Genomic DNA, 13,232 nt, shown 5'->3' with positions numbered 1-13,232 from the left:
CGTTACGGGGAGACCGCATTCGAACGCCCGCCTCCCCCACCGCACCCCCCCACGGTTTCACCCCCCGATTCCCCTAGATGGGTGAGGACCGCCAGAAAACGGACGCCCTACCGTCATGCCCCGGCAGGCAAACGGCTCGGACGGAGGACTTCAGGTGCCCCATCGGATCGTCCACATGCTCAGGGCGCGCGGCCGGCGCCGCCCCGTCATGCTCGCCATCGCCGGGGACAGCGCGGCGGGCAAGACGACGCTGACCAGGGGGCTCGTCGAGTGCCTGGGGGCCGACCGGATGACCGCGGTGTGCGTGGACGACTACCACCGCTACGACCGCGTCGAACGCCGGGACAAGCCGTTCACGGCGCTGCATCCGGACTGCAACTACATCGAGATCATGGAGCAGCACCTGCAGCTGCTGTCGATGGGCGAGCCGATCCTCAAGCCGGTCTATGACCACTCCACCGGGCAGCTGGTGCGTCCGGAGCTGGTCGAGCCGCGGGACTTCGTGATCGTGGAGGGGCTGCTGCCGCTGCACACCCGTCTGGCGCGCGCCTGCTTCGACATCACCGTCTACCTGGACCCTCCGGAGACGCTGCGCCACCGGTGGAAGATCGAGCGGGACTGCGCCAAGCGCGGCTACACCCCCGACCAGGTGCGCGCCGAGCTGGAGCGCCGCGAGCCGGAGAGCGCCGCCTTCATCCGCCCGCAGCGCCGCTGGGCCGACATCGTGGTGCGCTTCGCCCCGGTCGCCGGCCGCACCGACCCGCCGGGCACGCCGCTGTCGGCCGAGCTGCTGCTGCGGCCCACCATCGACCATCCCGAGCTGCGCGGGGTGCTCGACGACGCCGAGCACCGGGCGATGCACCTGAAGCTGCACCGCGATACCGACGGCCGTCCCGTGGACGCCCTGCACATCCACGGTTACGTCTCTTCGGAAGAATGTCAGGTGGTCAAGAAGGCGATCTGGGAACGCCTGGGCACCGGGACCGAGATCCCCGAGGCCCTCGGCAAGCTCTCCGACGGCACCGACAGCGGTCCGCTGGCCATCACCCAGTTGCTGCTGCTGTACCACCTGCTGGAGGCCAACCGACGTCAGGCCGCCTAATCCCCCTGGGATGACGCCCCTCTGGGCGGCCTGCCGCCGTGGCCGACGCGGGGAGGCCCGGAGCGGTGTGCTCCGGCCGCGCGGCCGCGGCCCCGGGAGGGCGCCGACGATTTCGCTGGACCGTCGTCGGCGCCCTCCTGAACCCTTTCCGGCGCCCTCGCAGCGGGTTTTCCGCCGGCTCGGGTACGCGCGACCCGGCGGCGCTGCACGATCTCCTCGACTCCGACCGCATTCCGCCGAATATCGGGCCGGAGGATTCACCGGCGCCTACGAATTCTGAAAGACCGTCCCGACCGAAAAGACCTTTCGTCGGCCGCTGAAGACCACGGCGTTCGCCAAACGCGGGCGGAGCCGTTGCCGATTTCCCCGCCTCGACCGCCGCCGTTCCACACCAAGAGAGCACGCTCGCCCCTCTTCGGAGGGAACGAAGGCCATGACGAGGAAAGAATGCTTTCACAAGCCCTCGGAGTCCCCGCTGTGCAGCGGGGAAATCCGCGCTGGATTCTCTTCGCGGCGACCTATCCCACCGACCGTCTTCGAACCGGCCGGACGCCGCCCCGCCGGGCCGGAAGTCAGCCGATCGGGCCGCGTTTGAGGACGCGGCTGAGCGCGGCGGCGACCTCCTCCGACAGGCCGGGAGCCCCGGAGGTCACCAGATCGCCGGGGCGCTCTTGCGGCCTGGCCTCGCGCACATACCCGCAGGAGCGGCACTCCACTTCGCCCAGCCGGCAGATCAGCGCGGTCGAGCCGCACTCGGCGCACCGGTCCAGCTCCGCGGTCCAGTTCGGGGAGCTTTGGCAACCGGGACAGATCAGCACCTGCCGGTCCGCCCGCACCCCGCGTTTCCACGGGCTGGCGCCGCGGACGGGGTCGCTTTGCCGGGCCCCGCAACGGAAGCAGGGCATCACGCCTCCCACAGCCTCGGCCGGGGCGCGCCCCGGCCACCCATGATCACAGCGCGGCGAGCGCCTTGCGGTACTCGTCGATGTCGCGCGCCTCGGGCAACGGGTGCACGACCTTCCAGCGCACCACGCCCTCGCGGTCGATGATGAAGGTGCCGCGCAGGGCCACCCCGAGCTCGGCGTCGAAGACGCCGTACGTCCGGGCCACCTCGCCGTGCGGCCAGAAATCCGACAGCAGCGGGAAGGTGTACCCCTCCTTGTCGGCCCATGCCCGCAGGGCGAACTTGGAGTCCACCGACACCGCCAGCACCCGCGTGTCCCGCCCCAGGGACTCCAGCTCATCGCGGATGGCGCCCAGCTCGCCGGTGCACACCCCGCTGAAGGCCAGCGGGAAGAACACCACGACGACGTTGTGGCGGCCGCGATGCTCCGACAGCCGCACCGGCGTGCCGTGCTGGTCCGTCAGCTCGAAGTCCGGGGCGACATCGCCCACTTCTACCGCCATGGCGCTCCTGCCGATCGACCCCGCCGGACGGGACCCGCCCGCCGGCTCCCCGCGGCCGGGGGAAGGACGGGCGCGCCGGCCGTCACGGGCCGGCCCGCCACCGGCCCGGGGACGGGCCGGCCCGTCCAGTCTGCCACCGAGGCGGCGCGGTGCGGCGCACACCCCCGGCCGTCGTGCGCGCCCGGGTCTACTTGCGGACCTTGGGAGCCACCAGCCGGGTGCCCGACCAGTCCCGGGCCGCGCTCATGCTGCTGGTCTGCGCCAGACCCGCGGTCGGGGCGGCCTCCCCGATGTCGCTGGGCTCCACGTGACCGGCCCGGCCCGCCTTGGGCGTCAGCAGCCAGATGTGGCCGCCGTCGGCCAGCGGGGTGCGCGCGTCGACCAGCCCGTCGACCAGGTCGCCGTCGTCCTCGCGCCACCACAGCACCACGACGTCGACGGCGTCCTCGTAATCCTCGTCGACCAGCTCGCTGCCGATGACCGCCTCGATGGAGGCACGCAGCTCCTCGTCGCAATCATCGTCGTAGCCGATCTCCTGCACCACCTGGCCTGGCTTGAAGCCGAGCCGTTCGGCCAGGCTGCGCTCAGACTGCGCCTGACCCGCGGTCGCGCTCACGAACGTCCTCCCAATGTCGATAGGCCACTCGGTGTGGCGTTGCGGGACAGTTCACACAAGTGACGGCCCCAACGCAAGTGCCTTGGGCGCTTTGGCGGCTTCGTCTGCCTGATCGGAGCGTTTCATGTGGCAAGGTCCACACCGAGCGTAACAAACCGGTCCGATTCAGCCCGCCAGGAAAGACAGCCGGACCTGCCGTTCGGGGTTGTCCACGTTCAGGTCCACGATCGCCACGGATTGCCAGGTCCCCAACGCCATCCGGCCGTCGATCACCGGAATCGTGGCGTACGGCGGGATCAGCGCCGGCATCACATGGGAGCGGCCGTGGCCGGGCGAGCCGTGCCGGTGCCGCCAGCGGTCGTCGGCCGGCAGCAGCTCCCGCAGCGCCGCCAGCAGGTCGGCGTCGCTGCCGGCGCCCAGCTCGATCAGCGCCACCCCCGCGGTCGCGTGCGGCACGAACACGTGCAGCAACCCGTCGCCGCCGGCCTCGGCGGCGAACGCCGCGCACTCGGCGGTGATGTCGTGCACCGTCTCGCGCCCGCCGGTGGCGACCCGGATCACCGTGCTCTTCATGAAGATCTGTCTACCCGGACGGCGGCGCCGGAGCAAAGATCCCGTCCCACTATGGTCAGGGCCGCGTTCAGCGCCGGTGGGACCGGTTCTCGGCGGCCGGGCGAGCCGGGAGAGCCCACCGGCCCGCGCCCCGCCGGGCGGCCCGCCGGCCGTCCGGCGGGGGCTGCTCGGCCGGGCCGGGCGGCCGGCGGTCAGCTCCGCTGCGGCACCCGCCCGGTCTTGCGGGAGGCCTTGCGGGGCGACTCGACCACGGCGTCCGGGCCGGGGAAGACCAGGCCGGTGTGTCCGTCGTCGAACCGCACCACATAAGGCGGGCCGCCCTCGCCGCCGCGCACTTCGATGATCTCGCCGCTGCGGTCCGGCTGCCCCACGGCGTTGCCGCGCACGTGCAGCCGGTCGCCCACTGATGCCTGCATCGCACACCTTCCCGCAATCGGTCACTGAGCCTTGATGCGTTCCTCGCGGCCGCAGGGCCGCCTGCAGGAAGCCTTCCCCGCCGAGCGGGTTCGTCACCGGGCTGACCGGCGCAAATGGTTACCGGGCAGTAGAGATGCGTTAGCCGTCATAACAGACGACCATGGGGGTTGGGGCGGTGCACCAACCGACGACCGTCGAACGCCGCCCGACCCGAAACGGTGAGCACAGAGGGGACCCCGTGGCTTCCGGACGCCAACGCTTTTCGATCATCAGCGACGGGCTGCCGAGCCAGCTCCCGGACGTCAACCCTGACGAGACCCGGGAGTGGCTGGAATCGCTCGACACGGTCATCAAGACCGAGGGCCGCACTCGCGCGCGCTACCTGATGCTCCGCCTGCTGGAGCGGGCCCGCGAGCAGCAGGTGGGCGTGCCGGGGCTGCGCAGCACCGACTACATCAACACCATCCCGCCGGAGCGGGAGCCGTGGTTCCCCGGTGATGAGCACATTGAGCGCCGCATCCGCGCCTACATCCGCTGGAACGCGGCCGTCATGGTCTCCCGGGCCAACCGGCCCGAACTGAGCGTCGGCGGGCACATCGCCACCTACGCCTCGGCCGCCTCGCTGTATGAGGTCGGCTTCAACCACTTCTTCCGTGGCAAGGACCACGGCGAATCCGGCGACCAGGTGTTCATCCAGGGGCATGCCGCGCCGGGCATCTACGCCCGCGCCTTCCTGGAGGGACGGCTGACCGAGCAGCAGCTGGACGGGTTCCGCCAGGAGATCTCCCATCCCGGCGGGGGGCTCAGCTCCTACCCGCACCCGCGGCTGATGCCCGACTTTTGGGAGTTCCCCACCGTCTCCATGGGGCTGGCTCCCATCAACGCCATCTACCAGGCCCGTTTCAACCGCTACCTGTACAACCGCAAGATCAAGGACACCTCGCGCTCGCACGTGTGGGCGTTCCTGGGCGACGGCGAGATGGGCGAGCCGGAGTCGCTGGGCGCCATCGGGCTGGCCGCGCGCGAGGAGCTGGACAACCTCACCTTCGTCATCAACTGCAACCTGCAGCAGCTCGACGGCCCGGTCCGCGGCAACGGCAAGATCATCCAGGAGCTGGAGGCGTTCTTCCGCGGCGCCGGCTGGAACGTCATCAAGGTCATCTGGGGCCGCGACTGGGACCCGCTGCTGGCCAAGGACGTCGACGGCGTGCTGGTCAACAAGATGAACACCACGCCGGACGGGCAGTTCCAGACCTACAGCGTGGAGTCGGGCGCCTACATCCGCGAGCACTTCTTCGGCGACGACCCGCGGCTGCGCAAGATGGTCGAGCACCTGTCCGACGATGAGATCCGCAGGCTCTCGCGCGGCGGGCACGACTACCGCAAGCTGTATGCGGCCTTCAAGGCGGCGCGCGAGCACGTCGGGCAGCCCACGGTGATCCTCGCCCACACCATCAAGGGCTGGACGCTGGGGCCGGACTTCGAGGCCCGCAACGCCACCCACCAGATGAAGAAGCTCACCAAGGCCGAGCTGAAGGAGTTCCGGGACCGGCTGTACCTGGACATCCCCGACTCGGCCCTGGACGCCGACCTGCCGCCGTACTACCACCCCGGGGAGGACTCCGAGGAGATCGAGTACATGCGCGAGCGGCGCGCCGCGCTCGGCGGCTACCTGCCCAAGCGGGTGGTGCGCGCCAAGCCGCTCACGCTGCCCGGCGACTCGGTCTACGGCGAGCTGATGAAGGGGTCCGGCAAGCAGAAGGTGGCCACCACCATGGCCTTCGTCCGGCTGCTGAAGGACCTGATGAAGGACAAGAACATCGGGGCCCGCTTCGTGCCGATCGCCCCCGATGAGTTCCGCACCTTCGGCATGGACTCGCTGTTCCCCACCGCCAAGATCTACTCGCCGCACGGGCAGACCTACGACCCGGTGGACCGCAAGCTGCTGCTGAGCTACAAGGAGTCCACCGAGGGCCAGCTGCTGCACGAGGGCATCAGCGAGGCCGGCGCGATGGGCTCGATGACCGCCGCGGGCACCTGCTACGCCACCCACGGCGAGCACATGATCCCGGTCTACATCTTCTATTCGATGTTCGGCTTCCAGCGCACCGGCGACTTCATGTGGGCGCTGGCCGACCAGATGGGCCGCGGGTTCATGCTGGGCGCCACCGCCGGCCGCACCACGCTGACCGGCGAGGGCCTGCAGCACGCCGACGGGCACTCCCCGCTGCTGGCCTCCGCCAACCCCGCCTGCGTCTACTACGACCCGGCCTGGGCCTTCGAGCTGGCGGTGATCATCAAGGACGCGCTGCGCCGCATGTACGGCTCTTCTCCCGAGCACCCCAACGGCGAGGACATCTTCTACTACCTCACCGTCTACAACGAGCCGTACCAGCAGCCGCCCGCCCCGGAGAACCTGGACACCGAGGGCCTGCTCAAGGGCCTGTACCTGTACTCCAGGGCGCCCCAGGGCATCAACGGCACCTACCCGCGGGCCCAGATCCTGGCCTCGGGGGTGGCGGTGCGCTGGGCGCTGGAGGCCCAGAAGATGCTGGCCGAGGACTGGGGCGTGGGCGCGGACGTGTGGTCGGCCACCTCCTGGACCGAGCTGCGCCGCGACGGCCTGGCCTGCGACGAGTGGAACACCCTCCACCCCGACCAGCCGCAGCGGGTGCCGTATGTCACCCGTCGCCTGGAGAACGCCCCCGGCCCGGTGGTGGCGGTGTCGGACTTCATGCGCGCGGTGCCGGACCAGATCGCCCCGTGGGTGCCGCAGGACTTCACCTCGCTGGGCACCGACGGGTTCGGCTTCTCCGACACCCGGGCGGCCTCCCGCCGGTTCTTCCACGTGGACGCCGCCTCGATCACGCTGACCGTGCTGACCCGCCTGGCCCGCCGCGGCGACGTCAAGCCGGACGTGCTGCGCCAGGCCATCGAGCGCTACGACCTGGACCGGCCGATCTCGGAGGTGTTCGCCGTCTCCGCACAGCCCAACAGGGCCTGACCGGTTCTTCGGCCGTGCGGTCCACCGGCCGCACGGCCGAAGACCGGCGCACCGCCCCGTCCCGGACCGGCCGGGGACGGTGCTTCGACCGCACCGCCCGGTCCGCATCGGGCCGCACCCGCGGGGGCGCCGCGCGCCCGGCCGCGTCCGTCACAGACCGCGCAGGAAGGCCAGCAGGGCCTCGTTGACCTCCCGGGGGCGCTCCTGCTGGGTCCAGTGGCCGCAGCCGGGCAGCAGCACGATGTCGCGCAGGTCGGGGACGAACTCCCGCAGCCGGGACAGCCGCTCCTTGACGCCGGGGCCGGCCAGCACCATGTCCCGCTCCCCGGCGATGTACAGGGCGGGGGGCGTGATGGGGGCGCGGTGCCAGGCGGCCGTCAGCTCCCAGTTGCGGTCCAGGTTGCGGTACCAGTTGAGGGGGCCGGTGAAACCGGAGGCGGCGAACTCGGCGGCGTAGACGGCGATGTCGTCTTCGGTGAGCCAGCCGGGCAGCCGCTCGGGGGCCGGGCAGACGTCCAGGAAACTGCCGCCCTCCGGAACGACCGGCAGCATTCCGGGGGCGTCGCCGGACAGGGCGTACAGCGTGCGCCGGAACGTGTCGGCCACGTCCCGTTCGAAGGCCGCCTCGGGCCGCTTCGGCTCCTGGAAGGCCACCATGTAAAAGCCCTCGCCGAACTGCTCGCGCATCACCGCCACCGGCGGGCGGGACGTCCGCGGCCTGGGGTGCACCGACAGCCCGACGACCCCGCGGACCAGGTCGGGCCGGAACTGGGCGGTGTGCCAGGCGACCGGGGCGCCCCAGTCGTGGCCGACGACGACGGCCCGCTCTTCCCCCAGCGCGGCGATGAGCGCCACCACATCGCCGACCAGGTGCAGGATCGAGTACTCCGCGACGCGCTGCGGCCCGCCGGTGCGGGCGTATCCGCGCTGGTCGGGCGCGACCGCGTGAAAACCCGCCTCGGCCAGCGCCGTCAGCTGGTGCCGCCAGGAGTACCAGCACTCGGGGAAGCCGTGCAGCAGCACCACCAGCGGCCCGGAGCCGGCCTCGGCCACATGCATGTTCAGGCCGTTGACCTCGATGGTGCGATGTGTGATCTCCGCCATCGCACGGACACTACCGTCCCGCGGCAGGGACCGGATCACCGCCTCCTCCCCGGCGGGCGCCGCCACGGCCCCCGCCCCCGTGCCGGACACCGCATCCACCTGCCTTGATGACGGGACGCAACGGAACGGAGGCGGTGAGATGGCACCCTTGACTGCGTGAAGACCACGAGCGACGACACGATCCGGGCCGCCACCACCAAGCGACTGGAGCAGGCCATGGGCGCCTTCGGCACCCAGGCCCTGGCCAGCATGGAGCAGCGGCTGCCCTGGTTCCGCCGGATGCCGCCCGACCAGCGCTCCTGGATCGGGCTGGTCGCCCAGGCCGGCATCGCCGCATTCGTGGAGTGGTTCAAAAACGGGGAGGAGAACCGCCCCCTCATCTCCGCCGAGATCTTCAGCACCGCCCCCCGGGAGCTGATGCGCTCCATCAAGCTCAGGCACACCATCGACATGATCCGGGTGATCATCGACGTGGTGGAGGCCCGGCTGGAGGAGCTGGCCGCGCCCGGCGGCGAGACCCAGCTGCGCGAGGCGGTGCTGCGCTACACCCGGGACGTGGCCTTCAGCGCCGCCCAGGTGTACGCGCAGGCCGCCGAGACCCGCGCCGCCTGGGACGCCCGGCTGGAGGCGCTGGTGGTCAACGCGGTGCTGCGCGGCGAGGTCGACGACGGCATGCACTCGTGGGCGGCGGCGCTGGGGTGGACGGCCAAGCCGGTCACCGTCGTGGCCGGCTACACCCCGCCGGACGAAGAGCCCGAGGTGACCATCGACCAGATGCAGCTGGCCGCCCGGCGCGCCCGGGTCGACGTGCTGGCCGGGGTGCAGGGCCGGCGCGTCATCGTCATCGTCGGCGGCGCCGAGGACCCGATGGAGGCCGCCCGGCCGATCGCCGCCAAGTGCGGTCCCGGCCCGGTGGTGGTCGGGCCGCTGGTGGCCGACCTGTATGAGTCGACCCGCTCGGCGCAGGCCGCGCTGGCCGGGCTGCGCGCCGCCGTCGGCTGGCCGGACGCCCCGCGCCCGGTGTCGTCGATGGACCTGCTGCCCGAACGCGCCCTGGACGGCGATGAGTCGGCCCGCCGCTACCTGGTCGAGCAGGTCTATGAGCCGATGTGCACCGCCGGGGCCCCGCTGCTGGACACCCTCACCACCTACCTGGAGCAGGGCTCGTCGCTGGAGGCCACGGCGCGGCTGATGTTCGTCCACCCCAACACGGTGCGTTACCGGCTGCGCCGGGTGAGCGAGCTGACCGGCCTGTCGCCCACCGACGGGCGCAACGCCTTCACCCTGCGCCTGGCGCTGGTCCTGGGGCGTTTCGCGCAGCGGCCCGACGGCCGGTGACCTCAGGGCCGCTTGTAGGTCCCTCACAAAGCCCCGCGTGGAAACTTCGTGCCGATCGGCATCGGCGGCGGGGGGGCTGACCCGGCAGGGTGAAGTGCGTGATTGTCATCGCCTCGCCCGGTCAGGGCGCCCAGACCCCAGGCTTCCTGCAGCCATGGCTCGACGTGCCCGAGGTCGCCGACCGCCTGGCGTGGTGGTCCGCGGTCACCGGGCTGGACCTGGTGCGTTATGGCACCACCGCCGACGCCGAGGAGATCCGCGACACCGCCATCGCCCAGCCGCTGCTGGTCAGCGCGGCGCTGGCGGCGGCGCTGACGCTGGAGGTCACCCCGGACGTGGTGGCCGGTCACAGCGTCGGCGAGCTGGCCGCGGCGGCGATCGCCGGAGTGCTGACCCCCGAGGCCGCGCTGGTGTTCGTCCGCGAGCGCGGCCGGGCGATGGCCGAGGCGGCGGCGGTGACCGAGACCGGGATGACCGCCGTGCTGGGCGGCGACCCCGACGAGGTGCTGGCCGCCATCGAAAAGCACGACCTCACCCCCGCCAACATCAACGGCGCCGGCCAGGTGGTGGCCGCCGGGACGGTGGAGGCGCTGGCGGCGCTGGCCGACGATCCGCCGCCCGGGGCGCGGCTGCGTCCGCTGTCGGTGGCCGGCGCCTTCCACACCGAGCACATGGCCCCGGCCGTGGGGCACCTGGCCGCGCTGGCCCCGGGGATGCCGGTGGCCGACCCCAAGACCAGGCTGCTGTCCAACCGGGACGGCGCGGTGGTCTCCTCCGGCCGCGAGTACGTGGACCGGCTGGTCAGCCAGGTCAGCTCCCCGGTCCGCTGGGACGCGTGCATGGCGACCATGCGGGAGCTGGGCGTGACCGCCCTCATCGAGCTGCCGCCCGCCGGCACCCTGGTGGGGCTGGCCCGCCGCGAGCTGAAGGGCATCCAGACGCTGGCCTTGAAGACCCCCGCCGACCTGGACAAGGCGCGTGAGCTGATCGAGGCGCACGCGTCATGAGCGGCACCGACGACACCGGCACCGCCCGGCTCCGCCTGCCGGAGGCCGTGCCCGGCTCGCGCATCCTGGCGTTCGGCGACTACCAGCCCGCCCGGGTCGTCACCAACGACGACCTGGCGCAGCGCATGGACACCAGCGACGAGTGGATCCGCACCCGGGTCGGCATCGTCGAGCGCCGGATCGCCGCCGAGGACGAGACCGTCGCCGACATGGCGGTGCACGCCGGCGGCAAGGCGCTGGCGGGCAGCGGGCTGTCGCCCGACGACATCGACCTGGTGGTGGTGGCGACCTGCTCGGCGGAGACCACGGTGCCCAGCAACGCGGCCACGGTGGCGCACCGGCTCGGCATCCGCGCGCCCGGGGCCTTCGACCTGAACGCCGCCTGCGCCGGGTTCTGCTACGCGCTGGCCGCCGCCGACTCGGCGATCCGCGCCGGCAACGCCCGCAACGTGCTGGTGGTCGGCGCCGAGAAGATGTCGCAGTGGGTGGACTGGACCGACCGCTCCACCGCGATCATCTTCGCCGACGGGGCCGGCGCCGCGGTCGTCACCGGCTCCTCCACCCCCGGCATCGGCCCGGTGGTGTGGGGCAGCGCCGGCGACCAGGCCCACCGGATCCGCATCAAGGACCGTCACTCGTTCCTGGTCCAGGAGGGCCAGGCGGTCTTCCGCTGGGCCACCACCGCGATCGCCCCGGTCGCGGAGGCGGCCTGCCGGCGGGCCGGCATCTCCCCCCAGGAATTGGCGGCGTTCGTGCCGCATCAGGCCAACTTGCGCATCGTGGAGTCCATCGCCCGCCGTCTGAAGGCGACCAACGCGGTGGTGGCTGACGATATCGTGCGCTCGGGCAACACATCCGCCGCGTCGATCCCGTTGGCACTCGCCCGCATGATCGAACGGGGCGAGGTCGCCTCCGGGGCCCCGGCCTTGCTGATCGGGTTCGGCGCCGGTCTGACCTACGCTGCCCAAGTCATCCAGATCCCGTAGGGCGCCGCCGTCCGGCGATGACCTTGCGTCCACAACGAAGGAGAGACCACGACATGCCAGCTGTCACCGAGCAGGAGATCCTGGCCGGCCTCGGCGAGATCATCGAGGAGATCGTCGGCATCCCGGCCGCCGAGGTGACCCCGGAGAAGAGCTTCATCGACGACCTCGACATCGACTCGCTGTCGATGGTGGAGATCGCGGTGGCCGCCCAGGACAAGTTCGGCGTCGAGATCCCCGACGACGAGCTGCGTAACCTCAAGACCGTCAAGGACGTCATCAACTACGTCCAGAACCTGTCGGGCGCCACCAAGGCCTGAAGCTCGTGCGGCGCGCCGCCGCACGCCCGGCGCGGTCGGCGGCGCGCCTTCGACTCCCCCCAGGAACCAGGAGCACTGACATGAGCAAGAACCAGACCAAAGTCGTCGTTACCGGCCTTGGTGCCACGACGCCTCTCGGTGGCGACGTGCCGTCGACCTGGTCGGCGCTGCTCGCCGGCAAGTCCGGGGTGCGCCCGCTGGACTGGGAGGGGATCGAGGAACTGCCGGTCCGCTTCGCCGCGCAGCTGGCGGTGGAGCCGTCGCAGGTGCTGCCCAGGCACAAGCTGCGCCGGCTGGACCGCTGCCAGGCGATCGCGCTGATCGCCGCGCACGAGGCCTGGCAGGACGCCGGTTTCGCCTTCGGCGACCGGGAGGGCCACGCCGTGGACGGCGACCGGCTCGGCGTGGTGATCTCCAGCGGCATCGGCGGTCTGCACACCGCTTTGAACAGCTACGACGTCTTCCGTGAGAAGGGCTGGGCGCGGGTGTCGCCGTTCACGGTGCCGATGCTGATGCCCAACGGCTCCTCGGGGCTGGTGGGCATCGAGTTCGGCGCCATGGCCGGCTCGCACGCCCTGGTCAGCGCCTGCGCCTCCAGCGCCGAGGCGATCGGCTACGCCATCGACATGATCCGCTCGGGCCGGGCGGACGTGGTGATCGCCGGGGGCACCGAGGCGTGCATCCACCCGCTACAGGTGGCGGCGTTCGGGTCGATGCGGGCCATGTCCACCCGCAACGAGGAGCCCACCCGCGCCTCGCGCCCCTACGACAAGAACCGGGACGGGTTCGTGCTCGGCGAGGGCGCCGCGGTGATGATCCTGGAGTCGGAGGAGCACGCGCGGGCCCGCGGCGCGAAGATCCACGCGATCGCGGCCGGCTGCGGCTACTCCGGCGACGCCCACGACATCGTGCAGCCCGACCCCACCGGCAGTGGCGCCGCCAAGGCGATGCGCCGGGCACTGGAGGACGCCGGGCTGCGCCCTGAGGACGTGGTGCACATCAACGCCCACGGCACCTCCACCCCGCAGGGGGACGTGGCCGAGCTGGCCGCGATCAAGGCCGCGCTCGGCGAGGAGGTGGCCGCCAAGGTCTGCATCACCGCCACCAAGTCGATGACCGGGCACCTGCTCGGCGGGGCCGGGGCGCTGGAGGCCCTGATCACCGTGCTGACCCTGCGCGAGCGGCTGGTGCCGCCCACCATCAACGTCGACGACCTGGACGACGCCGTCGACCTGGACATCGTCCGCGGCGAGCCGCGGCAGCTGCCGGACGGGCCGATCGCCGCGCTCAACAACTCCTTCGGCTTCGGCGGTCACAACGTGGCCGTCGCCTTCCAGCGCGCCGTCTGACCGGTCGCCCGT

At 71.8% G+C, this 13,232-nt stretch carries 13 protein-coding genes; 7 read left to right on the top strand and 6 right to left on the bottom strand.

Going from position 1 to position 13,232, the window contains the following annotated elements:
• Window positions 1-154 precede the first annotated feature (154 nt).
• On the top strand, window positions 155-1,102 hold the full coding sequence (locus tag TCUR_RS08135) for a phosphoribulokinase (RefSeq protein ID WP_012852010.1): 948 nt from the start codon (window positions 155-157) through the stop codon (window positions 1,100-1,102).
• 572 nt (window positions 1,103-1,674) lie between these two features.
• Here the strand turns inward: TCUR_RS08135 and TCUR_RS08130 are convergent.
• From TCUR_RS08130 to TCUR_RS08110, 5 genes are all read right to left on the bottom strand, one after another.
• A complete protein-coding gene (locus tag TCUR_RS08130; RefSeq protein WP_012852009.1) occupies window positions 1,675-2,007 on the bottom strand; it encodes a hypothetical protein in 333 nt (110 codons plus the stop codon).
• 46 nt (window positions 2,008-2,053) lie between these two features.
• Window positions 2,054-2,509, bottom strand: coding sequence for a peroxiredoxin (locus tag TCUR_RS08125; RefSeq protein WP_012852008.1), 456 nt, complete (start codon window positions 2,507-2,509; stop codon window positions 2,054-2,056).
• A 187-nt stretch (window positions 2,510-2,696) separates the two neighbouring features.
• On the bottom strand, window positions 2,697-3,125 hold the full coding sequence (locus TCUR_RS08120) for a DUF3052 domain-containing protein (protein WP_012852007.1): 429 nt from the start codon (window positions 3,123-3,125) through the stop codon (window positions 2,697-2,699).
• A gap of 165 nt (window positions 3,126-3,290) precedes the next feature.
• Window positions 3,291-3,698 (bottom strand): secondary thiamine-phosphate synthase enzyme YjbQ, encoded by a 408-nt coding sequence (locus TCUR_RS08115; RefSeq protein WP_012852006.1) that lies wholly within the window; start codon window positions 3,696-3,698, stop codon window positions 3,291-3,293.
• 191 nt (window positions 3,699-3,889) lie between these two features.
• Window positions 3,890-4,114 (bottom strand): DUF1918 domain-containing protein, encoded by a 225-nt coding sequence (locus tag TCUR_RS08110; protein WP_012852005.1) that lies wholly within the window; start codon window positions 4,112-4,114, stop codon window positions 3,890-3,892.
• A gap of 239 nt (window positions 4,115-4,353) precedes the next feature.
• Here TCUR_RS08110 and aceE point away from each other — a divergent pair, with 239 nt between their 5' ends.
• Window positions 4,354-7,119, top strand: coding sequence for a pyruvate dehydrogenase (acetyl-transferring), homodimeric type (gene aceE, locus TCUR_RS08105; RefSeq protein WP_012852004.1), 2,766 nt, complete (start codon window positions 4,354-4,356; stop codon window positions 7,117-7,119).
• A gap of 150 nt (window positions 7,120-7,269) precedes the next feature.
• Here aceE and TCUR_RS08100 read toward each other — a convergent pair whose 3' ends face one another.
• On the bottom strand, window positions 7,270-8,223 hold the full coding sequence (locus tag TCUR_RS08100) for an alpha/beta fold hydrolase (RefSeq protein WP_012852003.1): 954 nt from the start codon (window positions 8,221-8,223) through the stop codon (window positions 7,270-7,272).
• Between the two features lie 216 nt (window positions 8,224-8,439).
• Between TCUR_RS08100 and TCUR_RS08095 the strand changes: the two genes are divergently transcribed.
• The 5 genes from TCUR_RS08095 to fabF all read left to right on the top strand — a co-directional run bounded on the left by TCUR_RS08095 (window position 8,440) and on the right by fabF (window position 13,220).
• Window positions 8,440-9,561, top strand: a complete 1,122-nt coding sequence (locus TCUR_RS08095) for a PucR family transcriptional regulator (RefSeq protein ID WP_083789981.1) — start codon at window positions 8,440-8,442, stop codon at window positions 9,559-9,561.
• Between the two features lie 98 nt (window positions 9,562-9,659).
• Window positions 9,660-10,568 carry an ACP S-malonyltransferase gene (locus TCUR_RS08090; RefSeq protein ID WP_012852001.1) on the top strand — a complete coding sequence of 303 codons (909 nt, stop codon included), beginning with the start codon at window positions 9,660-9,662 and terminating at the stop codon, window positions 10,566-10,568.
• On the top strand, window positions 10,565-11,554 hold the full coding sequence (locus TCUR_RS08085) for a beta-ketoacyl-ACP synthase III (protein WP_012852000.1): 990 nt from the start codon (window positions 10,565-10,567) through the stop codon (window positions 11,552-11,554). Before TCUR_RS08090 ends, TCUR_RS08085 begins: the two co-directional genes overlap by 4 nt.
• 53 nt (window positions 11,555-11,607) lie before the next feature.
• Window positions 11,608-11,871 (top strand): acyl carrier protein, encoded by a 264-nt coding sequence (locus tag TCUR_RS08080; RefSeq protein ID WP_012851999.1) that lies wholly within the window; start codon window positions 11,608-11,610, stop codon window positions 11,869-11,871.
• Window positions 11,872-11,951: 80 nt separating this feature from the next.
• Complete coding sequence (gene fabF, locus TCUR_RS08075) at window positions 11,952-13,220, top strand: beta-ketoacyl-ACP synthase II (RefSeq protein WP_012851998.1); 1,269 nt, start codon at window positions 11,952-11,954, stop codon at window positions 13,218-13,220.
• Window positions 13,221-13,232: the final 12 nt, after the last annotated feature.

The organism is Thermomonospora curvata DSM 43183, assembly GCF_000024385.1.
In the GTDB taxonomy this organism is placed as follows: domain Bacteria; phylum Actinomycetota; class Actinomycetes; order Streptosporangiales; family Streptosporangiaceae; genus Thermomonospora; species Thermomonospora curvata.
Note: the sequence above shows the minus strand (reverse complement) of the source record. Positions and strands in the feature narration are given on the sequence as shown.